This is a genomic window from Ruoffia sp. FAM 24228 (assembly GCF_045528575.1).
GTDB classification, from domain to species: domain Bacteria; phylum Bacillota; class Bacilli; order Lactobacillales; family Aerococcaceae; genus Ruoffia; species Ruoffia halotolerans.
Map to the genome: position 1 here is coordinate 1 of NZ_JBGQQZ010000003.1, position 25,775 is coordinate 25,775.

Sequence of the window (25,775 nt, forward strand, 5' to 3'; positions counted from 1 at the left end):
CCCGAATCACTCGATAAACGACCACCTGTATGCGAAATGATGATGTTTGAATTGAATTTTACCTGGTTTTTGTGTAAGCTAATCATGAAGAGAACTCCTTTCTTATGGTTGGTTTAGACACCTTTACAATATCAGAATGGGGTTCTTTTTTCATCACTTAACAGGTGAAAATGAAAAAGTAAATTTAAGCTGCCGTTAGGCAGTTGGCACATGTTTCAACGAAAAGTATGAATTGTTCAGGATAATATATTTAGTATTAAATTAGACACTTTTAGTTATAATATGATTACTAGACTAATTTTGAGGTGATTTTTATTAAACGCTTTCTACTATTAACATCAATACTCGCGACTCTCATGCCTTATACAAATTCTTATATGCCAAACACGGCAGTACTTGCTCAAGATACTTCGTCAGTACAGGAAAGAAACAGAGTAGACGAGGACGAAACAGAAAAAGATAATGAAGATGACAGCCTGAAACCCGAAGATATTGAAGGTGCGGTCATTCATGAACCAGTTTTACCGACTGACTACGATGAAGAAGAAATCGAATCCCTGCCAGAAGATGGGACAGAAGCAGGCTATAATGAAGAAAGGCTAAACGTGAATGGTTATGAGTTTTCTTTTAAAGACATGCGAGGAAATGAAGGCTTCGGTGATGATTTTGATGAATTAAATGAAGTCTTGAATGAAAACCGAGTGGCTTACGTGGGACAAAATGATATTAATACATTTTTTGGGCATTACTATGATTTATCGGGTACAGGCGTTTTTAATCCATTAGCAGATCATGGTCTGCTAGAGGTTGGAACAGAAGTAGTCATTACAGACGAATATGGTTTGAGTAAAGGTTATGAAATTACTCAAACGATTGAATTTCTACATGAGAATCAACAAAAACAATTTTACGGTGATGATTATATGCCTGATTTAGCCTATTACGGTAATGGTGATGATATGGTATATATCCAATATTGTCGTTGGGACATTCAGACTGGCCTTTTAATCACAAATATTGGCTACCGAATTTGGTAATCGTGCCATAACTAATATCAAAGAAATGATTCATGTTATTATAAAATGATTTATTTCTTTTTTTCTCTTTCATTATCAATGTGAGTCATTGAAATATTTAATTTAAAGTAGGGATATTGATGTATGTACATGTCTTGACAATCACTTTTATAATTAATGATGCGTATTCTTTAAAAGACAAACGACGCGTCGTCAAAAGTATCATTCAAAAGAGTCAAGTTCGATTTAAGGTATCGGCAGCAGAAGTTGCTTTTCACGATATATTAAATCAAAGTGAACTTGCTTTCGCGATTGTTACAAGCGATGCAAAGGTAGGCAAGAAGCGTTTAGAAGATATATTTGCTTTTGTAGAAAGCACTTATCCAATAATGGTAACAGAATATAATATTACAGAAATGTAAATTTTTAGGAGGAAGAATATGGAATACAAAAAATATTTAACATTATTACAAGATGAGATTGGTGCAGCGGTTTTTTCAACTGTGGACAAAGAAGGACTACCTCAAGCACGTTATATTAATGTAGGTGTTGGGAATGAAAAAGGAATCTTCTTCATGACATCACCTAAAACTGACTTTTATCAGCAATTAGAAGCAAAACCTGAAGTATCAATTACAGGAATGGCTAAGTCTGATAAAGGTATTGAAGTTATTCGAGTCAGTGGATCAATCCGAAAAGTTGGAAAAGAGCATTTAAAAGAAATACTAAAAGATAATCCGTATGTTAATGATGTGTATCCTGATGAAGCAGACCAACTATCAGTTCAAGCATTCCAAATGTTTAAAGGCCAAGGTAAATATCAACATCTACAAAATAAAATCGTCGAACATTTTGAATTCGAAGTCAAAGATTAGACATTAAAGGCGTCACTTACTAACAAAAGTGGCGCTTCTATTATTATAAAATTATGTGGAATAATTAACTTGAATCCATCAACAAAATTCTGTATAGTTTCATAGGTGCGTCAATGACGAGATTAAATTTCAGCTTGAAAACACAATATATAGTGTTATAATCTTTAAATAGACACAACATGTTGTTGTATGGAATAAAGGAGAGGAGTCGATGGCGATTATAGTTGTTGGTGGAATGATTGGTGCTGGAAAGACCAGTGTTGCAAAGTTAATTGGTAATGCACTTGAATCAGATATTTTTTATGAAAATGTGGATGACAATGAAATACTTCCATTATTTTATACCGCATCAGAGGAAGAACAAGAATTAAAAAGATATTCATTTTTATTACAGTTAGAATTTTTAAGTAGCCGTTTTTATAGTATTAAGGAGGCACTTGTTCACCGTAGTAACGTATTAGATCGTTCAATCTATGAAGATTGGTACTTCGCGAAAGTTAACAACGACTTAGGTCGCATTTCAAATCTTGAGTTTAATACTTATGAAAAACTTCTGACAAATATGCTTGAAGAATTGGATGAACTACCTAAAAAATCTCCCGATTTAATGATTTATCTAACAGGCTCATTCGAGACAATTTTAAAGAGGATCGGCATTCGTGGTCGTGAATTTGAACAAGATATCAACTTAGTGAATTATTATAAAACACTTTGGAGTGGCTACGATGATTGGGTAGATAATCACTACCACGCATCACAAGTAATCAAAATTGATATTGATAAATACGATGTCGTTAATAACCCTGCTGATGCAGAAGTGGTTATTGAACTAGTAAAAAATAAACTTATTGAGATGGGTCAATTAGAACCTGCGACAAAATAAATACATAAAAAATCACCTTAAAGAGTTAATCTTTGAGGTGATTTCTTTGTTTGAGGATGAAGTATTAATCAAATATTTTACCTGGGTTTAAGCGATTGTCAGGATCAAATGCCAATTTAATTTGTTTTAAGTAATGAAAATATTCGCTACTCATCACTTGTTTAAAGTATGGCTTTTTAACTAAACCTATACCATGTTCTGCAGAAGGTAAACCACCGACTTCAGAGACATAAGCATATAAATTCGTCAGTATTTCATGTTTTTTCTCTCGCCATTCATCTTGAGTTAAGCTAGCTCGCAAGATAGAAGAGTGAATATTACCATCTCCTGCATGGCCAAAACTAATGAAATTTAAACCACTATTCGCTTCAACTTCATGCGTATATTTGAAAAAATTCACAAATTCATTCACAGGCACGGAATAATCTAGAGGCTCTTGTTCAGAAATTGTTAGTATTCCTGCTAATATATTATCGCGTAAATCCCATGCAGTTAAACTATCTTCTTCAGAAAGCACTAAAAACTCAACAGCATAATGATCATGAGTAATTTTTTCTAAACGCTGAGCTTCTTCTTGAATGACCGCTTCATGCATCCCATCAAAGGTCATTAATAAGTACGCAACACCATTTTCACTAGGAAATGTTTTATTCAAGAGTTGTTCACTATATGCGATGGCACGTCGTTCGAAAAACTCAACAGCTGTGATATCTAAACCATTCCGTAAGATAGAAAGTACTGCTTCCGCCGCATCGTCTAACGAAGGGAAGGCGGCGATATAAGATTGTTTAAACTTAGGCAAGGGAATCACTTTTAAGTAGACTTTAGTAATGATTCCTAAAGTTCCTTCCGAACCAATAAATAGATGATTTAAGTTATAACCTGAACTGTTCTTAATCGCTACGCTACCTGTTTCAATCACGTCACCATTAGCCAGGACGATTTCCATCTTACGTACGTAATCACGCGTTGTACCGTATTTAACCGCACGCATACCGCCGGCATTTGTAGCTACATTACCACCAATTGAACCATGTTTTGCTCCAGGATCAGGTGGGTAGAAATAGCCTTTGGACTCTACATATTGTTGGACGTCACCGTTTGTGACACCAGGTTCTACCACTAAAGTTAATGTATCTAAATCGAAGTCAATAATCTGATTCATCTTGCTGAGATCGATGATTAACTCACCTCCGAACGCTGAAGTCGCTTCAGCTAAACCAGTATTAGCGCCATAAGTAATTATGGCTAAGTCATTTTGGTTGGCATATTTAACTAAGTCGACGACTTCTTGAGTATTTAATGGATATGCCACCGCATGAAGATTAACTTTTATACTGTGCTCATTCACCGAATAGGCTTCAGGAATGCGACTTCCTTGTAGAATGCGTGATGGCTCTGATATAATATTATCTAATTTCATAATTGCCTCCTTTGAAAAGCTTTTCAATACAATAAGAATAACAAATTAGTTAAATATTGTCATCAAAACTACAATGATAAACTTTATAGAAAGTTGGAAAAAATTGAAAATTATTGTAAGAAAAAGAATGATTGGAACCATTCCAGTATTTGAAGTTGTTGAAGATACCGACCAAAATAACCCATTACCAATCATCGTATATTATCATGGTTGGCAAATTAATAAGACATTAGTAATTACCCAAGGTCGCAAGTTAGCGGCTAAAGGCTTTCGCGTTGTGTTACCAGATGCGGAGAACCACGGTGAACGCATCCAAACGGTTTCAACGATACCTTCATTGACCTTTTTTAATAGTATTCATACAAATTTATTTGAATTTGGCTATATTATTGATTATTTCAAAAAACGACATTTAACCACTAATTTCATTGGTGTAGGTGGTTTGTCGATGGGTGGAATGACAACTTGCGCCTTAATGACACATAATCCAGAAATTAATGCTGCTGCTTGTATCATGGGAACGCCCGCATTAACTGATTATAGAAACATGATTCATCGTCATGCGACCAGTCGCAATATTTATTTGCCTCAGGACTATTTTTATCTAACATCTTGGATTCCTAAGTATGATCTATCCCGTCAACCCGAATTATTAGGCGACAGACCTTTCTTTATCTGGCATGGGGATGAAGATGAAAAAGTTCCTTTTAGCCAAACAAAGGCCTTTGTAGAAGAGAATCCAGAGCTGAATATGGAAGTTATCTTCGAACATACTGGTCACCTTGTACAAACACAGACGATGGATCGAATTGCTGACTTTTTTGAACGTAGCCATAATGACCATTTAGAAGAGTTACACAAATGACGCTTGATGAGTTATTACAACAAGCACTCAATTTGCCGGTTAAAAAAAGAAAAAGATTGCTACAGAGTAAACAAGTAACATGTGATGGAAAAATCGTTACAGATAGAATGCTTACGATTGATTCTGGCCTATTTGATATTAGAGTAAAAGGTAAGCGTATAGGTGAAAATCTAGGACATACTTATATCGCTTTGAACAAACCCAAGGGGGTCTTGAGTGCTAAAAAAGATTTGGAATTCACTACCGTTTTAGAATTATTAAAAGAACAAGATTTTGATGAGAGTTTATCAATTGTAGGTAGATTAGACCGCGATTCAACCGGTTTAGTCTTTCTCACAAACAATGGTCAACTTCATTATTTATTTGAACAAGCGCGTTTTGCTAAAGAAAAGCAATATCATGTCACAGTGAATGGCAAGATGGACCAGAAAATGGTGGAGGCATTTGAAAAAGGCTTGCTATTAGAAGGCGGAATTCAACTCAAACCAGCTGAATTACGCATCTTAAATCAATCGATGAGTGAAAGTACTGGGGTAGTTACTTTAACTGAGGGGAAAAGACATCAAATTAAACGTATGTTTTTACAATGTGGGGTTAAAGTCATAGGCTTACATCGCATCATGATTGGTCCCATTTATTTGGACAAGACAACGCAAAGTGGTCAATACCGACATTTATATAAAGAAGAGTTACAAGAAGTAAAAGAAATGATGCAAGAATTAAAACGATCATAATTTGAATATTTATTTAGTACCTAATGAAAAAAATGAAATAAATTTACTGTGATAAAGTTATATTCTTCGTAAATTACGTGTAAAATGGTATGATTAAACCACATAAGATTAGAGGTGAATAGTCATTGCAATTTTTTCAACCAATATTAGATAATTTTTTTAAATTTGATTTTTTAATTATTATTATAGCGATTGGTGCAGCGTTTCTTTATTACAAATGCTTAGAAAGCTGTAAGCAATTATTTAATATTTTAATCCCACGGGGAAATGTGGCTCTAGGTAAAGAAAATCAAAAAAGTATGAACAAACATTACGAGTTATATTTTGATTCAGATGGTGAGCAAGAAATTCTCCAAAAGCGTCAGAAAAGTAATAGTCTCTATGTATTATTTACAAACGTCTGTGCGATATTCCCCTTGATGGGTTTATTAGGAACAGTCATTTCATTAATACCGATGGTTGGTGAATTAGATACAAGTTTATTCTTTATGGCATTGACTTCAACATTTTGGGGGATTGTATTCGCCATTATCTTCAAAGCTTTAAACGGTTATTTACAAGCGAGGGTGGAGGAGAATAATGAATTAGTCCAAACATATTTATTAAGAAAAGATGCGATTGTCGAACGACATGCGCGTCGAAATGACGAGGCCCCTTACGATGAAATTTAAAGAAATGATTGTTGACTTAACTCCTTTGCTTGATGTGATATTAATATTATTATTTATGGTATTAGCGACACAGTCTCAATCAACAGCGGAGACGATTACAGAATTAGAAGAAGAGGTTACCCATTTAGAACAAACACAAATGCCTCAAACGCATTCAGAACAAATTTGGTATCAAACGTATCAACAATCGATTGGGAAAGTAAATATTGTCTTTCCATCCAGCTTGGATAATGATCCCATGTATTTAGTTTTGGAAGATGGATCGGAAGTTCAAAAACCTGAAACTCAAGACTTATATTCATGGCTTTCCTCTCAAATCGAGACAATTGAACAAGAAGTTATCATTGTTTCGTTTACTTATAATAATGAGGAAATATTTTTAAGAGATTATCGAAATATTCTATCAGCAATAACACAAATAGATCAAAATTCGAATAGTACAGTTGTGTATCAGGAACAGTTAATCGATCAAAGTAATAAAATTGAATAAGGAGTGGTAATGATGGCTAGAAAAGACAATAAGAAAAAAAGTAAATTCGGTATTTGGGGTTGGCTTGTAGCAACCTTAGTATTAGTAGGTGGAGGCTTCGGAGTCACGCAAGGTGGCTGGTTAGATGGTGGTTTAGGCGACGGAACCGAAACGACAGAGACTACGATAAATGAAACCAGCAGTGTTGGTGAAGGGAATGAGGAAGCGAAACACGTAAATATAACGATTTCTCAATCTGATATTTTTTGGGATAATGAAGCTGTGACAGAAGATGAAGTAGAATCACGTGTGAGCGATGAGGAAGACTCTACTACTTATACTGTGACAGATGATAATACGATTAAAGCTACTTATGATTCAGTCATTGAAACTTTAACTGATTCTCAAGTTGATTTCCAAGAAGCTGAGGAACAATCTTAATATAACTAAAATATAGAGAAATCTAGATTCATCAGAATCTTGGCTCTCTATTTGTTTATTCGTTATAATGTCAATATAGAAAACGCTTTATAATCTTAATAATGAAAGAAATTAAACAAAGAAATTACTTAGTTACAGTCATAAAGATTCAAGCCATGTAGGTTTACTTACACCAGATGGTGTTCTTTCACTTGATATCCTTAGTAAATACACGGATAAAGAGCCAAAAGGCTCACTCGAATCATTCATTGAGGAGAAACAATTTCCGTTAATTAAACAAATTATTGAAGAAAATAAAGCATCTTTTATTGAATCTGATTATTTAAAATACGAAGATTTACATATTTTACCGTCAGTAAGTCGACCTGAAAAAATTATTTGTGTCGGTTTAAACTATTTAGACCATGTCTCAGAAGGTCCAGACTTAGATGTACCTGAAGAACCGGTCTTATTTAGTAAATTTAACAACGCTCTTTTTGCGGATGGGGAAGTTATACCTAAATCATTAGAAGGCGAACAAATTGATTATGAATGTGATTTAGTTGTGATTATGGGAGAAACTGCCAAAGACGTGTCTGAAGAAGAAGCGTTGGATTATGTATTTGGTTATACGATTGGGAACGATTTGTCAGTACGAGACTTACAATTTAGATCAGGCCAATGGTTACTTGGTAAAACCCCAGACAAATTTGCGCCCATTGGCCCAGTAGTTGTGACGTCAGACAGTATAAATCCTAATCAATTAAATATTTCTACTACGCGCAAGGGTAAAATCGTTCAACAATCAAATACAGATAAAATGATTTTTAACTGTGCTAAAATTATTTCTTATATATCAAAATATATGACGCTTAAACCCGGTGATTTAATATTTACAGGGACACCCGAAGGTGTTATCTTAGGCTATGATGAAACAGAACAAGAGTGGTTAGACTCTGGTGACGAGATACAAATCGCAATAGAAGGTATTGGAACACTTACGAATCGTATTAGTTAAGGAGTGATTAACGATGTGTGGGCAATATAGTTTTTTAGAGAATAAAAAAGCATTACTGGATCGTTATGAAGGTACAGAATTAGATGCGAACTTACCTGAAGATGAGAGAGAAGTGTACTATCCAAGTCAAAATAACCTCATTTTACTTCCAAATAATAAATTTTATGCGATTAAATGGGGATTTACGCCTAGTTTCGCTAAGAGACCTCTGATTAATGCACGTTTAGAATCAATATTGGAAAAGCAGACATTTATTGAACCTTTTAAACGTAAACGTTGTTTGATTCCGGCCACTTCGTTTTATGAATTTAAGGAAGTTGATTCACAAGAGAAGAAAGAGCGTTGGCAAATTGCCGTAACAGATTTAGATATCTTCTCAATTGCAGGGATTTGTGAGCGTTACGACAATGAAGATGGTTCAAGTACATTGACCTACTCGATGTTAACGAAAGATTCAGTGGGGCAAATGGCTGACATTCATCACAGAGTTCCCGTCATTTTAGATAAGAAAACAGAGAAGGAGTATTTGAATTTAAATACTGATCCAAATCAGCTCCAAGAAATACTTCTCACATTAACTATAGATTTAACCTTTAAACAAGTAACAAATTAAAAGCAAGCTTATGGACTGTTCTTAAACAGTTTATAAGCTTGCTTTTTTAAGAGTTTAATTATTTACGTCTTCAATAAAGAATGTTTCGATGGCAGTAACTTTAGAATCGATGTTTCCACGAGTCGCTTTTGAATAAGCGCAATCACCGTGCGCTTGGTCAGCGATTTCTTGCACTTCTGTTAACGATAAGCCTTCAATACCAACTTCGATATTAGCCACTAGTTTAAAACCGCCGAATTCAGGGTCAGTATTAAGTCCAATTTCAACGCCAACTTTTGACTCACCTTCTGCACCAAACGTCTTCTTGTGGCGTTCTAAAGCTGAATGGAAGCAAGCACTCCAACCTAAAGCGAATAACTGCTCGGGATTGACAGCTTCTCCTGGGCCACCCATTTCTTTAGGCATTGCAACATCCACTTCAAAACTACCATCTACTAAACGACTAATTCCATGACGTCCACCAGTATTCACTGCCATAGTCGTATAATGTCTTTTTTCTGTCATTAATTATCATCCTTCATAAGTTCTATATATATAGGTTACCAATAATTATTTGGGATGCAACTTTTCTGTACTAATATAGTGTGATATCTCAATGTGTATGATTTTACAGTTAAGAGAGATATTGTTACAATTAATGTATTACAAGAAAGAAAGGGGTTTCACTATGATTAAATTAACTGCCTTTCCGGCGAAAGAGTTAGAGAAGGTTGATAAGTTATTCGTGACAATTGCTATGGAGTTGCATGCAACATCTGTCAGCTCTGATCAAGATCGTATTCAATTGAATAATCTTTTAGAAGAGGCTAAAAAGAGAGTTGAAGCAGAATGCGACAAAGAAGTTTCAAACAAGTTTCAAGAACAGATTGAAAGAGCGAAAGTCAATGACGTTGAGTTAGTAACTTATCGAGGAGGACTCGCATTATATATTACAGAAGACGAAGTCTACTATTACCACCTAGGTATTCCGGTTGCTAATTTAGTTAATGTAGGTAAAGCACCAAATTTAACACCACTGATTGAAAATTATCAGTACACGAACCAATATCATGTATTAATTCTAAATCGTGAGGATATTCGTTTATTCGAAGGGGATGCTACTTCTGTTAAAGAAATTGACTTTGAAGATGATGATGCACCAAGAACATTAAATGATGCTCTAGGTTCAGAATTAACTGGTGGAGGAGCCAATTCAGGTGCGTATAGTGCGACAGGTGGAGGAGAACAAGGCTATCATGGTCATAATGATACAAGTCATGAAAAAGACATAGATCGTGAGAATTACTTCCGAGAAGTTGACAATTACATTCATGAAAATTATTCTTCAGCTCGTGACTTACCACTCATTCTATATGCTTTGTCAGAAAATCAAGCTGTATTTCGTGAATTATCAAAAAACCCATACTTAATTGATGGGCGAATTGAAGAGTCAGGTGCAAATGCGAATTTCAATACTGTTCAAGAAAAAGCATTGAACAAAAATATTGAAATTGTTAAAAAAGAACAAGAGACCATGTTCAATCGCTTTAGAGAAACAGCGCCTAAGTTTAGAGTTGATAATCAATTAGATGATTTATCCATGAGTGCTATAGAAGGGCGAATTGAAGAGTTATTAGTAAATAAAGGTTATAGCCAATCCGGGACAATCACTGATAATGGTAGTTTTGAAGAATCAGACAAAGACTTCTTAAAACAACTCATAACAAAAGTGGCAACTGCTAAAGGAAAGATTTATATTGTTCCAGACGATGATATGCCAGAAGGAATTAATGTCTCTGCAAGATTGCGCTATTAAGCATTAGAATATTAAAGTAAAAATCACACCCCATTAGGATTATTTCCTAAAGGGGTGTGATTCTTAAAATGATTAATTTTATTCAAATACGCCTTCTAACCAAGAATCCACAGTTTCGCGATTCTCATCAATCCAGTTCTGGGCTGCTGTACGGTTATCCGTACCATTTTGCATTGCTAATGTCACATTTTCCATGTCATCGATTTTCCAAAAGAAACGATCAACAATTTCGTTAGCTTCAGGATGATCTTCCGCAAAGCCTAAGCGAGTGAAAGTATAAATATCTTCAGCTTCACCATATACGAAATCAGGATCTTCTAACATCTTAATATCATACTCTAAGAACATCCAGTGGGGAGTCCAAGCAACAAAGACAAATTCTTCTTCATTTTGAATTGCTCCATCTAGTGAAGCTAACATTGCTCCAGTAGATGGTGCTTCTAATTCCCAATCCCTTATATTGTCATAATGGCTCATTGCTTCTTCTGTTTGAATCATGGCACCTGCACCAGGCTCGATACCAATAATGGTTTGGTCTGCTTGCGAATCTAAATCAGTAATCGAATCAACGTCCATATAACTTGGAACACCAATTCCTGAAGAAGCACCTTCTAAGTTTGGGCCTAAATCAACCATGTCGTCTTCATATTCTTCAATAATGGTCCCATGTGTTGTAGGTAACCAAGCAGCAGTCATAACATCTGATTCTCCAGTAGAGATAGATTCGAACATGATGGCATTATCAACCGATACAAGATTTACATTGTATCCAACTTCTTCTAAAACTAAGGCTAAAACAGTTGAGGACGCAATTTCTGTATCCCAAGGGTTATGAACTATTTGGATAGTCTCTCCCGTTGAACGTGTTGCAAGTTCAGTATTGTTAACACTATATACAATTTCACCTACGAACAGAACAGCTAGAATGGCTCCGATTATTCTATGTATTGTTTTCTTATTCAAAAATATTCTCCTTTCCGTTCTTAGTCTACGCGACTTTTATTTGAGCTTTGTAAGATACGATCAATAACAATGGCTAGGACAACTAAAGCGAAACCTGAAACAAATCCAGCTCCAACTTGACCACGTTGTAATGCAGTTAATACGTTCGTACCAAGACCTGGTGCACCAATCATTGAAGCAGTTACAACCATTGAAAGTGCAAGAAGAACGGTTTGGTTTGTACCAGCCATAATCGTTGATTTGGCATTTGGTAATTCGACTTTATAAAGTTTTTGCCATCCCGTACTACCAAATGAATCAGCTGCTTCAACTAATTCTTCAGGAACTTGTCTAATACCTAAGTTAGTGAAACGAACAATAGGTGGTAGGGCGAAGATTACTGAAGCAAACACACCAGGCACCATCCCAATCCCAAAGAAAGAAACAGCTGGAATTAAGTAAACAAAGGCTGGCATTGTTTGCATAAAGTCTAGAATAGGTTGAATGATTTTTTCAGCAAGTGAGCTCTTAGCCATCAGAATACCTAAAGGTATTCCAACGATGATTGAGATTAAACTTGCAACAATAATTAATGTTAGGGTGTTCATCATATTACCCCATAGGTTCTGGTTGTGAATATATATTAATCCAATACCAGCAAAAATTGATAGGCCCATTTTTCTATTTGAAACGAAATAGGCAACTAACATCACAATTATGATAAAAGCAAGTGGTGGAATTAACATTAACATACGTGTCATCCATTCCATTGAACTTGTACCAACATTGTTTAATGAATCAAATAACACATTGAAATTGGCAGTTATCCAATCAATAAAGTTAGAAACCCATTCTGAGACAGGCAACTGTGGAAACATATCTAATAAACTACTCATGGTCTAATTCCTCCTTATTAGAATCTTTAATTTCTGTATCATCCTCATTGTTTTCAATAACATCGTATTGAGTGTCAGTTGTCATGGCACCAATAACGTTACTACGGACGATAACACCTTCTAATTCACCTTTATTGCTTGTAACAGCAATTGGCGTTTCAGAATCATGAATTACATCGAATAAGTCATCAATTAAAGCACCAGATTCAACTTCTGGAACATCTGATTGAACAGCACTTGATATATCATCATGACCTTGGTGTAGTAATGATTCCACTTCTTCGCGGGTTACATATCCAATTAATTGCTCATCTTTATCTACAACAAGAATGTTACTCATGCCTTCATCTACCATAATACGTAGTGCTTCTGAAGGTGTCTCTAATTGAGTTGTAACAGCTGTTGGTTCTTCCATAATATGTTGCGCTGTATATATTTTAGTACGATCAATATCTTCTACGAAGCGTTTAACATAATCATTCGCAGGTTTTGATAAGATTTCTTCACCCGTACCAACTTGGACAACTTCACCATCTTTCATGATTGCAATACGATTACCAAGTCTTAATGACTCGTTTAAATCATGCGTGATGAAGATAATTGTTTTGTTTAATGTTTTTTGCATTTCAATTAACTCATCTTGCATATCACGACGGATTAGTGGATCTAAAGCAGAAAAGGCTTCATCCATTAATAAAATATCTGGGTCGTTAGCAAGCGCTCTTGCAAGTCCAACACGTTGTTGCATTCCTCCAGATAACTGATCAGGGAATTGATCCTTATATGGAAGTAAGCCAGCGTTATCTAATGCTTGTTCCGCTTTTTTTTGACGTTCCGCTCTCGGTACGCCTTGTACTTCTAAACCATACTCAGTATTCTCTAGAATAGTACGGTGAGGGAAGAGACCAAAATTTTGAAACACCATACTAATTTTTTTACGACGGATATCTCGTAAATCATTTTTATTCATTGGTGATACATTTGCTTCATCAATATATACATTACCGTTTGTCGGTTCAATAAGACGATTTAACATACGAACAAGTGTAGATTTACCACTTCCTGATAAGCCCATAATAACGAAAATTTCTCCAGCTTTTACATCAAAAGTAGCTTGATTCACTCCAATTGTTGCACCTGTAGCTGCTAATATTTCTTCTTTAGTTTTTCCTTGATTCATTAAGTCTAATGCTTCTTTTTCATTGTCTCCGAAAATCTTTGTTAAGTTTTCGACTCTTAATTTACTCACTAATTTTACCTCTTTTCAATGTAATCTTTTTGTAATAATCACGTTTTTCACAATAACATAGATAATTATGCATGTAAAATGAGACGAAAAGATGAATCTACTTACTAAATTAGATTATCGCTTACAATGCAATGATTTAGCTATCCTAATATTATGATTAGAATTTTCTCATTTTGTATTTTTGTATATAAATCATATAAAATTTCATGGTTCCTAATGTATATATATTCATAGAAACAAACTGAGAATCCTTCTATGGTAATTTTTATTTAAACTAGTTGGTAAGTTCAAGTGATAGATTGACGGATATAATGTAAGGTAAATTTCGTGCGATTTAATAAGTGTAGCGTTATAATATACTATAAGTATTAGAATAAATATAACGATAGGAGATATAAGATGGAAACAATAAAAATGCAACTTCAAGAAAATAGTCCTTTTCCCAATAACAAACTGCCTGTCGTCATATATAAAAAGGCATTAGATGAGATTTTTAAACAAAATGACTATTCTAGAGAGGACGTTCTAGGTTTTCTAGAGAAACATCATTATTCAAATGGTTGGATAAATGGAATTTTATCTAAGCATCACTTTCATTCAATTGCCCATGAGGTGTTAGCATGTATTTCCGGATCAGCGAGGGTACAATTGGGAGGTCCTGAGTCAAAAATTATTACCTTTACTCAAGGGGATGTCGTATTCCTACCAGCCGGAACAGCGCATAAAAAGATGGATTCAACTGAAGACTTCATAATTGTAGGCGCATATCCGAATGGAGATTCATACGACATGCGCTATGGAGAAATAAGTGAGTATGATAAAGTAAAAGAGAACATTATACAAGTTCCCAAGCCGGAACTTGACCCTGTCACGGGACAATCGTTTTTAAAGGATTGATTTCGTATAAATGAAAGTGAGATGTATACTATGAACACAGCAAGCAAATCAGAAAATATCGAAGCCCTAATAGACGAAATTATGCCAGAAAGCCAAATAGATAAAAATTATATTTATGGTTACACACAACCAGGTTTAATGGCTTCAATAATGTATAATAAGTTTCAATTTTTAGTAGCTTCAGATTATTACATTGTGTATTTTACTCCTGACAATCTACTATTTTTATCCGTTACAACTTTAGGAGACTTAAGTGGAGAGTATGCAATTATTCCAACCGAAGATATTGAATTTTTCAAAGCGAAAAAAGGATTAATTCAATATAAAATCACAATCAAATTTTATGGTGAACAAAAGAGCATGATTTTAAAGTGCAATAAGGCTATTCTCAATATGAAATGGCAAAAAGAAAATATAAATCATTTGCTTGAGACCAAATGGAATGGCTTTGTAAAATAAATCTAAAATAAACGCATTAAACTGACTAATTGTTTAATGCGTCTTTTGTTATGAAGCGTATTTACGTCTTAAGGCGGATGGTTTTTATACTAAATTTGTTAAAATATAACTATACTAAAAAATAAAAAACAAAATCAATCTGTAATAAATGAGAGGATAGATTTAATGAATTTAAATACACAATTTTGGGGTGAAGTATTTTCAACAGGAGTTAGAAATATTTGGCTATTTGCAAAAGCTGAAGTAAAAGTCATTGGTATTGTAATATTACTACTCTTTCTAGGCTTTTGGGGAATTGGCTATGAACCTGGTCATGCTATTGCATTTGCGATTGGGATTAGTCTATTAGATTTAATTCCCGTCGTCGGTGCGGGCATTGCATTCATACCTTGGGTAATCATTGAATGGATATTTGGTGATCCAAGTCAAGGGTGGTTATTACTCTTCCTATACATTGGAGTCGAAATTATCGAACAATTAATTGAACCATTTTTCTTAGGAAAAGACTTAGAACTACCATTCTGGTTACCAGCAGTCATTATGATCATATGTGCGGTTATATTTAATGTGCTTGGGATTGTAGTTGCATCTGTATTAATACCATTCATAGCAGCATATCGCCAAGTCCGTAATAAATACCGTAGAGAAGGACAGCTAAACAATTATTATGATTAAATAATAAAGGATCGCAGAATATCTGTGCTCCTTTTGTGTTTTGAGTTTAAAAAATTCTAGTCTAGATGCGCATACAATTGTGGATAATTATTACAGAGAGGGATACGTGGTTTACAGATTTCTCTTCCAAAGTTTATCATTGCTTGGTGGGCATGTCCCCATTTCTCAGGGGGCAGGATCTCTGTTACACGCTTTTCTATATCTTGAGCTGTCGCATCATCGTCAACAATGTTGTGATGCTTACATATTCGCGTTACATGGGTATCAACTGCAAAAGCAGCTTCGCCATACGCGACACTCAAGATAATATTGGCAGACTTCGGACCAATACCGGTTAAGGATGTTAATTCTTTACGTGTAGATGGAACCTCTCCTCCAAAGTTATCTAATAACTGCTGGCTACTCATAAAAATATAGCGCGCTTTATTATGATATAAGCCAATCGTATTTATATACGTTTCAATCTCTTCAATACTCGATTCGACGACCGCTTCAGGCGAAGGATATCGTTCAAATAATTTGTCCTGAATTTTTTCAATGGAAGCATCTGTTGCTTGCGCACTCAAAATGACAACCATTAATAATTGAAAGGCATTCTCATATCGCATGGTAGGTCTTGCATCTGGATATAAATTCATAATTTCATTAAGTACGATTTTGGCATCTGTTCTACTTAGCATCTTATCATTCCTACTATAAGTTTTAATTATATTATAGTATATAATTAAATATTTTACAGGAATAACAAGTTTGAAATTTACTTTTTAACTGTTTCTAACATATTTTTATAGGCTTCGATCATAATTGTAACATCCATTGAGCAAGTAACAGCATCAAAGCCATAGTCTATATAATTTTTAGCTTGATCAGTATTTGCCCCAAAAATTAAAGTGAATTTATTGTTATCACGACATGCTTTATAAATACGAGCCAGAGCCTCTTTAAAAATAGGGTGATCAAATTGAGCGGGAATACCTAAGGCAATCGTTAAATCAAAAGGACCAACAAAGATACCGTCAACACCATCGATCGCACAAATTTCTTCGATATTCTCTAAACATTCAGGTGTTTCACATTGTGGGATGATTAACGTTTCTTGATTACGCTCTTTAAAGTAGGCTGGTAAATTGGAAACTTTATCACTAAAACCAAAATCAGTGACACGAGATAGGGAAAATCCACGGTTACCAATGGGTGCGTACTTCCCCCAATCAACCACTTGTTTAACTTCATCAACAGTTCGAATATTTGGAATAATTAACCCTTGAACACCAACATTTAATGGACGTAATACATTCGATCGACGAATATCTTTTATTCTCATTAAAGTAGACATATCACGTAATTCAGCTGTATGAACAATTTCCAACAGTGATTCCGTGGTAAATGTACTGTGTTCAATATCAACAATGAAAAAATTTAATCCCGTAATACCTAAATATTCTACGATAGAAGTTCCAAACATTTCAAAGAACATGCCAACTACTTGTTCGCCTGCCTGCATTTTCTTTAATATCATATTTTCTTTCATTATTATCCCCCTTAATTCTATGTTAACTGTATCATAAAGGTAATGGGAGCACATTCATCAAAGCCATATAGTGCAACAAACTGTATAATAGGGTATAAAGAATTGAAAATAAAACAACCCACTTCAATTGCATATATAAATAAGCAAAGAACTCTCGAATAAAAGCATTCGCATTGAATACCCAGTTCTTACCTGATTCAGCACCATAGCTCACAGATTTTAAACCTAGTTTTTTAGCAATCAATTCAGCTCTAAACAAATGATACATTGTACTGATAATTGCAAATGAAGCATCTTCAGAGGCAAAGTGCTGACTTGAGAATAAAATATTTTCATATGTATTTACAGATTGATCTTCAATAATAATATGATTTTTTGGGACACCTTGGCTTATTGCATAATTAGCCATGGCTAGTCCCTCTGGAATCATCTCATCATCACCTTGGCCACCAGACATAATTAATATTAAATCAGGGGCTTCTTTGTATACTTGAATTGCTTTATCAATTCGTTTGGCAAGTAAAGGAGTCACTTTTTCTTTATTCAATCCAGCGCCTAGAACGATGAGATAATCTACGCTTGGTTTCTCTTTACTAAATAAATTCATCAGAGCCGAAAGAAGATAGCTGTTAACGACTAGTATACCCAAACAAATACCACAAACAAAGTAACCAATTCCCCATGTAATTAAAGGGAGTTGAAGTATTTCGATGACATTAATTTCGTTCAGATACAATAGAAGAGAAATGATAATACCGACAAACAAACTAATTATTAAGCATTTGAACAATTTTCTATGTTTGCTTAAGAAACCTATAGTCAAAACCACAGGTATAATTAAGAATAGAATAACTAATATTATACCCATAATTAGCGCCAAATTATTAAAGTTAAAAATCAGAAACATAACAACACTTTGAATTGCGACTAAAATCATGACCAGACCTAAAAAAATAGTTCTAGGTTCATATTTATAAATAACAAAACAAAGTACGAATAAAAGAATAAAAACTAACAATGACATTGCCATTTGATCCTCCGGGTGCATTTATTATACGAATTCAAGAAATAATGGTAACATAATCATATCAAGTTTAGGAGGAAATATGTATGACACAATTAAAAGAAGTATTTACATTTTCAAACGGTTTAGAAATCCCTGCGATTGGATTGGGAACATGGCAAATGAGCCCAGAAGAAGCAGAACAAATGACAGCTTATGCGTTAAATAATGGCTATATACATATCGATACTGCCCGCACTTATGGAAATGAAGAGGGTGTCGGTAAAGGGATGAAAGCTTCAGGAGTGAACCGAGAAGACTTTTTCCTAACTACTAAAGTAAGTGCTTTTTCAAAAACTTATGATGAAGCTAAAAAAGACATTGAAGACTCATTAACGGCTTTAGATACTGAGTATCTTGATTTAGTGATTATTCATGCTCCTCGTCCTTGGGACAAAATGCATTCCGATGGACCCATTGAGAGATTATATTTTGAAGAGAATCTGCAAGTATGGAGAGCATTGGAAGAAGCATATGAAGCAGGTAAAGTAAAAGCCATTGGTGTTTCAAACTTTGAAATTGATGACTTAGTAAATCTGCTAGAGAATGTAAAAATCAAACCAATGTTAAATCAAATTAAATACCATATTGGTTTCCGCGATGAGCAGTTAGTTCAATATTGCCAAGAAAATGACATTATTGTAGAAGCTTACTCTCCAATTGGAACAGGAAAATTATTAAATAATCCGGACATTCAAACGATTGCAGATAAATACAATAAATCAACAGCTCAAATTGCGATTCGTTATTGTTACCAAAAAGACTTAGTTGTATTACCAAAATCAGTTCACGAAGAATATGTGGATAATAATGCGGACCTTGATTTTGAGATTTTAGCAACTGACATGGATTACTTAAATCGTTTAGTTATAAACTAATATATATAGAAACAGACTCCAGTAAAAACTGGAGTCTGTTTTTTTGTTATTCACATCCAATGCCGTCGTTATCACGATCTAAATGTGATGCATAGCCAGGTTCACCGCGGTAAATTGGTGCCGCGCCGGCTTCTCGTACAGCAGTACAATTTTTATATGAGACATATTCTTCTACAGGAGCTTCTGTTGCTACTTCAGCAAAACCAGCAGGTTCTATCTCACCTTGACCTTCAGTCGCATCGGAATTGACCGGTTGATTCGAAGAAGAGCTGTTCACAATCGCATTCCCAGTAAAGTATAAAGTAGTGCCAGGGTGATCATTGTTCGCTGGCGCTGTGGTTGCTGTTTGCTCAATATATTCCCCGTCATGCTGACCAGTTCCATAATCAAGCTGAACATTTTTCTGTCTATTTGGAATATAGATGTTAAATTGAAGGGTTTCGCCGCTATCATCAATGGAGAAACCTTCCATAAATGCACCTGAAGCAAGTAAGTTCCCATCTTCAAAGTAGGGTGTCACTCGGTAACGAACGGTCAGCAAATCATTTTCAATGGTACTTGCGACAAAGTTCTCAAAAGGTAACATACCATCCATATTAAACCATCGTGTTCCGGTCATTAGATTTAATTCTGGTACACCTTCACCAATCAATTGATGTCCTATTAAGTGTGATCGATTATAAAGCCAACCCCCACTATCAATTTGCTTGTACTTACCTTGATGCCAACCAGTAGGGTGGATGGCCGAGATATCGTTTCTTGACTCTTGCTCAGCAGGTAAGGTATCTACAGAAAGAACTGCGTTAGCAGCACCCACGCGACCTAAGTCATCTAATTGACTAAATTCCACCCATGTTTTTGTTGCGGTAATATCTTTGTTAGTAAAGTAAGGGATATTATTATTAATCTCGACATAAGTCTCACCTTCAGGCACATTTGGTGCACTTTTCGGCAATTCTGGTGTAATCGAGAAGCCACTGCTATCAATAAATTGTTCGTTAGCATCTGCGGACTTATGATCAATGGGAAATACAAGTAGCGTCAATATAAAGAATATTGACAGTTTATGAAATACATTCTTATTTATCTTCAAATTAAATTCTCCTAATCCAAAGTTTATCCTTATTATATTAATAATTAATTTATTTACAAGGCCTTTATAATATTTAATTATACATATTCAATATATATTAGCGATGTAATATTTTAAATCGATTAAATAAATAATAAATATATAAAATTTTATATAAACGCTTGATATTAATATTAGTTATATGTATAATAAAAACATTCAATAGTGAATGTAATCACAATGTGTGAAAAAGTGGTTTGAGGGGTGATATCATAAACATAGAAAGATTTATCGAAGTTAGAAAGCAAAAGGGCTTAGTTCAAAGTGATCTTGCTGAAGGTATCTGCACCCAAGCAACTTTAAGTCGTTTTGAAAACAACGGTCAGGTACCGAGTTTAAAAATACTTATTAAATTATGCAACCGGTTAGAATTACCACTTAGTGAATTATTTCCTAAAGTTGGAGTAAAATATTCTAAGTTAAAAGAGTTAATGGAAGAAGCCGAATTCTCACTCATCTTAAGTGAGTATGAGAAAGCGGGGAATTTGCTGGAAAAGATCGATTTAAACCTGATTGATAACTCAGAATTAACAATGCGATATCATTATTTAAAGGCATTTGTGATGATTTATAATAAGCATTCAACTATTGATACGTTGTATGAGTTGGATCAGATATTACTTGATAATCTTATCAACGAGTATGAACTATATAAATTACTCGCTTATACAGGCAGTGGTATTATCTTTAAGCAAATAGGCGAGTTAGAAAAAGCAGAGTTTTACTTTGCGAAAGTCTTAAATCGAATTTATGATTTTCCGACTCATCATATGGAAGAAGTTTGGCGTGTGTTACACATCGTCTTTGAATGCAGTAAGTTTTATGCACATATTGATGAGATAGATATTAGTAATGCTTTAGCTGAACATGCCGTTTCTATTTGCTCAGATAACCATGTGACATATTATCTAGCAAGGGCGGCAATCCAGTTAGCAAAAAATGCAATTACCATAAAAGAATCTAAAGATACAATTTTAGCTTTAATTTATGACGCCCGGGCCTATTCAAAAATTAATCGAAATAAAATTGCCTTAAGAGAACTTGATGCAATGGAAAAATATATAAAAAATGAATATTAAATAAGAGGGGATATTTAAATGAAGAAATTATTAGGAATTGTTGGGACTAACTCAAATAATTCAACTAACCGTAAGTTACTACAATATATGGAAACACATTTTTCTGATAAAGTCGATATTGAATTAGTTGAGATTAAAGAATTACCAATGTTTGTCAAAGATAAAAGTATTGAATTACCAGAGAGTGTTAAAGAGTTATCAGATAAAGTTGAACAAGCTGATGGAGTAATCATTAGTACACCTGAATATGATCATTCGGTACCTGCGGCATTAATGAATGCTTTAAGTTGGTTATCATTTAAAACGCATCCATTCGTAGATAAGCCTGTTATGGTTGTAGGTGCATCATATGGAACATTAGGCTCATCACGTGCTCAAATGCATGCCCGTCAAATTCTGGATTCACCTGAATTAAAAGCTAGAATTATGCCAAGTTCAGAATACTTATTAGATCATTCATTACAAGCATTTGATGAACAAGGGCAATTAATTTCAAAAGAAAAAATTGAATTACTTGAGGGCTTATTCTCAGATTTCTTAACTTTCGTTGAGATTACTGGGCAATTAATGGAAGCACATGCTGTTAATGTTAGAGAAGCAGATGACTATACTTGGGAAGATTAATAAAGGAGATAAGATAATATGAAATTAGTAGGAATCGTTGGATCAAATGCTGTTGAATCGTATAACCGTTTATTATTACAGTTTATCCAAAAACATTTTAACAAATTAATTGATTTAGATATTGTTGAGATTGATCAAGTGCCATTATTTAACCAAAGTGATGACCAAACTCAATCACCCGTCATTCAAGATATTGCTAAAAGAATTGAAGCGTCTGATGGTGTGATTATCGCAACGCCAGAACATAATCATACTATTCCAGCAGCTCTAAAAAGCTTAATTGAGTGGCTATCATTTAAAATTCATCCATTCGAAAATAAACCTGTCATGATTGTCGGTGCATCGTACTTCTCACAAGGATCTTCACGTGCTCAACTTTCATTAAGACAAATCTTAGACTCACCAGGTGTCAATGCGATTGTACTACCGGGGAATGAGTTCTTATTAGGGAATGTGAAAGAAGCATTTGACGAAGAGAATAATTTAAAAGACCAAGGAACAATAAACTTCTTAGCATCTTGCTTAGAAAAATTCATCCGATTTATTAAAGTCGTTTCAGAATTAGAAGGTAAAGGGGGAGCAACTGAAGTGGTAAAACCAATCGAGGAAGATTTATTTGCTAATGGAAAGATTGACACAACAATTGAAGGTGTAGAGATGACGGCTCCAGACTGGGTAGAACAAGCAGCTGAAAAAGTAAACCCAGCGACAGGAAATGACTATGTCAAACTTAATAGAGGTATCCTAACAGTGAACCAAATTGATCAATTCTTAAGATCAATGCCAATGGAATTAACGTTTGCTGATAGTAACAACCAATTCTTATACTATAACAGCGTTCTACCTTCAGAAGAAATGTTCGCCAAACGTTATCCAGAACAACCAGGAAACCCTCTTGGTGCATGTCACCCAGACCGTACACACAAAAATGTGAAATGGGTTATCTCACAATTACGTTCAGGAAAACAAGATATTGTCCGTGTTCACGTACCAACACATGGGCCAGATAAATTTGTGGTTCACAACTATCAAGCAATTCGTGATGATGAAGGCAATTACATGGGAATTAATGAATATATTATGGATATTAAACCAACAGTTGATTGGTACTTACAACAAACTGGTCAAGAATTAGTTGGAGGAAAAGATACAGTATCAGGCGCTTCACAAAGCGATAATAAACAAGCTGACACAGTTTCAGGTGCATCACAAAGCAATGCAGCAGAACCAGAAGTGGATACAGTATCAGGTGCATCTTCACATTAATATGATATAATTTAGTAAAAGTTCGGAGGTAAATCTTCGAACTTTTTTGGCTAAATAATGATTTAAGGGGTTTTAAATATGGAAAGTATTACTTTTAAAGCAATGGGTACGACGATTAATTTACAAATCGAACATGAATTTTCGCACTATTTGTTAAACGAAGCTAAAAAACGATTGTTAGATTACGAAAATCGTTTTAGCGCGAATGATGCGAACAGTTTATTGATGAAGGTCAATCAATTTGCTGGTATCAAAGCTGTTGCTGTTGACCCTGATATATTTGAACTCATTAAGATAGGCAAAGTCTATAGTGTAGATTTATCGAATACATTAAATATTGCGATTGGCCCCTTAATCAAACTATGGAAGATAGGTTTTTCTGATGCAAAAGTTCCAACTCAAGCCGAGATAGACGAACGCTTAACACTCATTGACCCTAATTTGATTCAGTTAAATGACGAGAAACAAAGTGTTTATTTAGAAAGAAAAGGGATGGAAATTGACTTAGGTGCATTAGCTAAAGGCTTTTTTGCTGATCAAATCAAACACTTCTTGAAAAAAGCAGGCGTTAAAAAGGGGATCATTGACTTAGGCGGTAATGTCCTATTACTGGGAAGTCATCCAACAAATCCAGACACGTTATGGCGAGTTGGGGTTCAAAATCCTTTCATGACAAGGAATAATTTAGTTGGATTATTGAAGGTTAAAGATAAATCGGTTGTTACTTCTGGTATTTATGAGCGAACATTTGTCTATAATGGCGAAGAATATCATCATATATTTGATAGTAAGACAGGTTATCCAGTCAAAAATAATATCGCAAGTTTAACAATAGTCTCTAAAGAATCTTTAACAGGGGAACTCTATACAACGATGTATTATAAAGCCGAAGCGCATGATATTATAAAACAAATAAATCAAATACAAGATGTAGAAGCGGTTGTTATTACAAAAGACAGTGAAATTTTAATCACACATGGATTAGTGAATGATGTTATAAAAATAGACTAAGTGTACAGCTCTTGCTCTCAAGTAGGAGCTGTTTTTGAATTTTGAAATAATTATGAATGCGATCATTTTATTTTGAGGAGTGTTTAAACGTAACGATAACTAGCTATCATTAGATGAGTCAACTATACTTTAGATAAGATAATAATAAATGACGGTGGAGGTGAATGAGATGACAATGAAGATGATTATGGATTTAGACACGGGTGTGGATGATGCTTTAGCTTTAGCGTATGCACTTAGTTTTGATAAAGTAGAACTTATTGGCGTCACTACAAGTTTTGGTAATGTCACTTTAGAAAACGCAACAAAGAATACAATAAACTTACTTGATTTACTAGGTCATAGTCATATTCCAGTTTTTGAAGGTGCGAGTTCGCCTTGGGGTGAGACGAGCTATGAACCTCAACCACATCTATTACATATCCATGGAGAGAATGGTATCGGAAACGTTGAATTAGGTGAACCGAAAAGACAACCTAGTAAACAAAGTGCAGTGGATTTCATCATTGAATCTGCAAATACATTTGGGGAAGAGTTAATATTATATACGGCTGGACCTATGAACAATTTAGCTGATGCAATTAAAAAAGATAAAGAAGCCATTGAAAAGATTGGTAAAATTGTAAGTATGGGGAGTGCACTAACAGTACCTGGGAATGTTTCACCATATGCCGAAGCAAATATTCATAGAGATTCTAAATCTGCTCAATATGTCTTCGCTAGTGATATTCCAATGACATTAGTTGGTCTGGATGTAACACTCAAGACAATGATTAAAGGGACAGATATCTCGTCTTGGCATCCAATAGGTACAAAAGCAAGCGAGGCTATGGTTGAAATGGCTAATTACTACTATACTAATGAATTTGATAATGCTGAGATTGGTGGCGCTATGCATGATCCTTTAGCAGTGGAAGTCGCACTGAACCCTTCAATTGTTACTCAAACAACAAAAATTAATCTTAAAGTAGAAACTGAAGGTGATGCGAAGGGAAGAACCATTGGAAATCTAGACTTATTAAATCGACCATATAAGTCTATGACAGTGTGTTTAGATGTAGATAGTGAACTTTTTACTCGGCGATTTATTGAAAGAGTCCAGCATGTTTTAAGACAAGTAGATTAAGCCTTTGCATTGTAACCTTATTCAGTTATAATAAAGTATAATTAAATATGACAGTTCGTAACCATCCTGTCATTAAACAAAACTAGGGCTAATTTTAAGTTAAAACTCTAGAGATGTTATATAGACATCTCTATTTTTGTTGCTTTCAATTTGCCGAAAAGGAGA

Annotated in this window: 28 protein-coding genes and 1 pseudogene; 21 read left to right on the plus strand and 8 right to left on the minus strand. The window is 34.6% G+C overall.

Annotated elements, in window-relative coordinates; genetic code table 11:
* Positions 1 to 377 precede the first annotated feature (377 nt).
* From ACEN33_RS00795 to ACEN33_RS00810, 4 genes are all read left to right on the plus strand, one after another.
* On the plus strand, positions 378 to 1,037 hold the full coding sequence (locus ACEN33_RS00795; protein WP_407093825.1) for a hypothetical protein: 660 nt from the start codon (positions 378 to 380) through the stop codon (positions 1,035 to 1,037).
* A 119-nt stretch (positions 1,038 to 1,156) separates the two neighbouring features.
* The gene (locus ACEN33_RS00800) at positions 1,157 to 1,438 is read left to right on the plus strand and encodes a DUF503 domain-containing protein (protein ID WP_407094376.1); all 282 of its coding nucleotides are present in this window, start codon (positions 1,157 to 1,159) and stop codon (positions 1,436 to 1,438) included.
* Positions 1,439 to 1,456: 18 nt separating this feature from the next.
* Positions 1,457 to 1,891, plus strand: coding sequence for a pyridoxamine 5'-phosphate oxidase family protein (locus tag ACEN33_RS00805; RefSeq protein ID WP_407093823.1), 435 nt, complete (start codon positions 1,457 to 1,459; stop codon positions 1,889 to 1,891).
* A gap of 211 nt (positions 1,892 to 2,102) precedes the next feature.
* A complete protein-coding gene (locus tag ACEN33_RS00810) occupies positions 2,103 to 2,774 on the plus strand; it encodes a deoxynucleoside kinase (protein ID WP_407093822.1) in 672 nt (223 codons plus the stop codon).
* A gap of 64 nt (positions 2,775 to 2,838) precedes the next feature.
* Here ACEN33_RS00810 and ACEN33_RS00815 read toward each other — a convergent pair whose 3' ends face one another.
* Entirely contained in the window at positions 2,839 to 4,197 is a 1,359-nt protein-coding gene (locus ACEN33_RS00815) for an FAD-binding oxidoreductase (protein WP_407093821.1), read from the minus strand.
* A gap of 103 nt (positions 4,198 to 4,300) precedes the next feature.
* Between ACEN33_RS00815 and ACEN33_RS00820 the strand changes: the two genes are divergently transcribed.
* From ACEN33_RS00820 to ACEN33_RS00850, 7 genes are all read left to right on the plus strand, one after another.
* A complete protein-coding gene (locus tag ACEN33_RS00820; RefSeq protein ID WP_407090008.1) occupies positions 4,301 to 5,062 on the plus strand; it encodes an alpha/beta fold hydrolase in 762 nt (253 codons plus the stop codon).
* Positions 5,059 to 5,796 (plus strand): pseudouridine synthase, encoded by a 738-nt coding sequence (locus ACEN33_RS00825; protein WP_407090009.1) that lies wholly within the window; start codon positions 5,059 to 5,061, stop codon positions 5,794 to 5,796. Before ACEN33_RS00820 ends, ACEN33_RS00825 begins: the two co-directional genes overlap by 4 nt.
* 125 nt (positions 5,797 to 5,921) lie before the next feature.
* A complete protein-coding gene (locus tag ACEN33_RS00830) occupies positions 5,922 to 6,467 on the plus strand; it encodes a MotA/TolQ/ExbB proton channel family protein (protein WP_138403338.1) in 546 nt (181 codons plus the stop codon).
* Positions 6,457 to 6,957, plus strand: coding sequence for a hypothetical protein (locus ACEN33_RS00835; RefSeq protein ID WP_407090010.1), 501 nt, complete (start codon positions 6,457 to 6,459; stop codon positions 6,955 to 6,957). Before ACEN33_RS00830 ends, ACEN33_RS00835 begins: the two co-directional genes overlap by 11 nt.
* A 12-nt stretch (positions 6,958 to 6,969) precedes the next feature.
* On the plus strand, positions 6,970 to 7,377 hold the full coding sequence (locus ACEN33_RS00840) for a hypothetical protein (RefSeq protein ID WP_407094377.1): 408 nt from the start codon (positions 6,970 to 6,972) through the stop codon (positions 7,375 to 7,377).
* Between the two features lie 376 nt (positions 7,378 to 7,753).
* Positions 7,754 to 8,374 carry a fumarylacetoacetate hydrolase family protein gene (locus ACEN33_RS00845; RefSeq protein WP_407090047.1) on the plus strand — a complete coding sequence of 207 codons (621 nt, stop codon included), beginning with the start codon at positions 7,754 to 7,756 and terminating at the stop codon, positions 8,372 to 8,374.
* A 13-nt stretch (positions 8,375 to 8,387) separates the two neighbouring features.
* Complete coding sequence (locus ACEN33_RS00850) at positions 8,388 to 8,987, plus strand: SOS response-associated peptidase (RefSeq protein ID WP_407090012.1); 600 nt, start codon at positions 8,388 to 8,390, stop codon at positions 8,985 to 8,987.
* A gap of 54 nt (positions 8,988 to 9,041) precedes the next feature.
* Here the strand turns inward: ACEN33_RS00850 and ACEN33_RS00855 are convergent, their stop codons facing one another.
* The gene (locus ACEN33_RS00855) at positions 9,042 to 9,491 is read right to left on the minus strand and encodes an Ohr family peroxiredoxin (RefSeq protein WP_407094378.1); all 450 of its coding nucleotides are present in this window, start codon (positions 9,489 to 9,491) and stop codon (positions 9,042 to 9,044) included.
* Positions 9,492 to 9,654: 163 nt separating this feature from the next.
* Here ACEN33_RS00855 and ACEN33_RS00860 point away from each other — a divergent pair, with 163 nt between their 5' ends.
* Entirely contained in the window at positions 9,655 to 10,782 is a 1,128-nt protein-coding gene (locus tag ACEN33_RS00860) for a hypothetical protein (RefSeq protein WP_407090013.1), read from the plus strand.
* A 78-nt stretch (positions 10,783 to 10,860) separates the two neighbouring features.
* Here ACEN33_RS00860 and ACEN33_RS00865 read toward each other — a convergent pair.
* Together ACEN33_RS00865 and ACEN33_RS00870 are read right to left on the minus strand one after the other, a co-directional pair.
* Positions 10,861 to 12,620 (minus strand): annotated as a pseudogene (locus ACEN33_RS00865) (ABC transporter permease/substrate binding protein).
* Positions 12,613 to 13,869 (minus strand): glycine betaine/L-proline ABC transporter ATP-binding protein, encoded by a 1,257-nt coding sequence (locus ACEN33_RS00870; RefSeq protein WP_407090014.1) that lies wholly within the window; start codon positions 13,867 to 13,869, stop codon positions 12,613 to 12,615. The pseudogene ACEN33_RS00865 and the gene ACEN33_RS00870 overlap by 8 nt, the downstream one beginning before the upstream one ends.
* Positions 13,870 to 14,268: 399 nt before the next feature.
* Here ACEN33_RS00870 and ACEN33_RS00875 point away from each other — a divergent pair, with 399 nt between their 5' ends.
* From ACEN33_RS00875 to ACEN33_RS00885, 3 genes are all read left to right on the plus strand, one after another.
* Complete coding sequence (locus ACEN33_RS00875; protein WP_407090015.1) at positions 14,269 to 14,766, plus strand: cupin domain-containing protein; 498 nt, start codon at positions 14,269 to 14,271, stop codon at positions 14,764 to 14,766.
* Between the two features lie 30 nt (positions 14,767 to 14,796).
* On the plus strand, positions 14,797 to 15,225 hold the full coding sequence (locus tag ACEN33_RS00880; protein ID WP_407090017.1) for a hypothetical protein: 429 nt from the start codon (positions 14,797 to 14,799) through the stop codon (positions 15,223 to 15,225).
* Positions 15,226 to 15,390: 165 nt separating this feature from the next.
* Positions 15,391 to 15,900 carry an AI-2E family transporter gene (locus ACEN33_RS00885; RefSeq protein WP_407090018.1) on the plus strand — a complete coding sequence of 170 codons (510 nt, stop codon included), beginning with the start codon at positions 15,391 to 15,393 and terminating at the stop codon, positions 15,898 to 15,900.
* A gap of 56 nt (positions 15,901 to 15,956) precedes the next feature.
* Here the strand turns inward: ACEN33_RS00885 and nth are convergent, their stop codons facing one another.
* From nth to ACEN33_RS00900, 3 genes are all read right to left on the minus strand, one after another.
* Positions 15,957 to 16,580: an endonuclease III domain-containing protein gene (nth, locus tag ACEN33_RS00890; RefSeq protein WP_407090019.1), complete on the minus strand. Its 624-nt coding sequence runs from the start codon at positions 16,578 to 16,580 to the stop codon at positions 15,957 to 15,959.
* Between the two features lie 77 nt (positions 16,581 to 16,657).
* Positions 16,658 to 17,431 carry an HpcH/HpaI aldolase family protein gene (locus tag ACEN33_RS00895; RefSeq protein WP_407090021.1) on the minus strand — a complete coding sequence of 258 codons (774 nt, stop codon included), beginning with the start codon at positions 17,429 to 17,431 and terminating at the stop codon, positions 16,658 to 16,660.
* A 31-nt stretch (positions 17,432 to 17,462) separates the two neighbouring features.
* Positions 17,463 to 18,461, minus strand: a complete 999-nt coding sequence (locus ACEN33_RS00900) for a YdcF family protein (RefSeq protein WP_407093819.1) — start codon at positions 18,459 to 18,461, stop codon at positions 17,463 to 17,465.
* Positions 18,462 to 18,541: 80 nt separating this feature from the next.
* Between ACEN33_RS00900 and ACEN33_RS00905 the strand changes: the two genes are divergently transcribed.
* Entirely contained in the window at positions 18,542 to 19,372 is an 831-nt protein-coding gene (locus ACEN33_RS00905; RefSeq protein WP_407094379.1) for an aldo/keto reductase, read from the plus strand.
* 46 nt (positions 19,373 to 19,418) lie between these two features.
* Here the strand turns inward: ACEN33_RS00905 and ACEN33_RS00910 are convergent, their stop codons facing one another.
* A complete protein-coding gene (locus tag ACEN33_RS00910; RefSeq protein ID WP_407090025.1) occupies positions 19,419 to 20,465 on the minus strand; it encodes a DNA/RNA non-specific endonuclease in 1,047 nt (348 codons plus the stop codon).
* 236 nt (positions 20,466 to 20,701) lie between these two features.
* Between ACEN33_RS00910 and ACEN33_RS00915 the strand changes: the two genes are divergently transcribed.
* From ACEN33_RS00915 to ACEN33_RS00935, 5 genes are all read left to right on the plus strand, one after another.
* Positions 20,702 to 21,583, plus strand: coding sequence for a helix-turn-helix domain-containing protein (locus ACEN33_RS00915; RefSeq protein ID WP_407090026.1), 882 nt, complete (start codon positions 20,702 to 20,704; stop codon positions 21,581 to 21,583).
* Positions 21,584 to 21,601: 18 nt separating this feature from the next.
* On the plus strand, positions 21,602 to 22,207 hold the full coding sequence (locus tag ACEN33_RS00920; protein ID WP_407090027.1) for an NADPH-dependent FMN reductase: 606 nt from the start codon (positions 21,602 to 21,604) through the stop codon (positions 22,205 to 22,207).
* An 18-nt stretch (positions 22,208 to 22,225) separates the two neighbouring features.
* A complete protein-coding gene (locus ACEN33_RS00925; protein ID WP_407090028.1) occupies positions 22,226 to 23,473 on the plus strand; it encodes an NAD(P)H-dependent oxidoreductase in 1,248 nt (415 codons plus the stop codon).
* Positions 23,474 to 23,551: 78 nt separating this feature from the next.
* Positions 23,552 to 24,484: an FAD:protein FMN transferase gene (locus ACEN33_RS00930; RefSeq protein WP_407090029.1), complete on the plus strand. Its 933-nt coding sequence runs from the start codon at positions 23,552 to 23,554 to the stop codon at positions 24,482 to 24,484.
* Positions 24,485 to 24,653: 169 nt separating this feature from the next.
* On the plus strand, positions 24,654 to 25,610 hold the full coding sequence (locus tag ACEN33_RS00935; RefSeq protein ID WP_407090030.1) for a nucleoside hydrolase: 957 nt from the start codon (positions 24,654 to 24,656) through the stop codon (positions 25,608 to 25,610).
* Positions 25,611 to 25,775 lie beyond the last annotated feature (165 nt).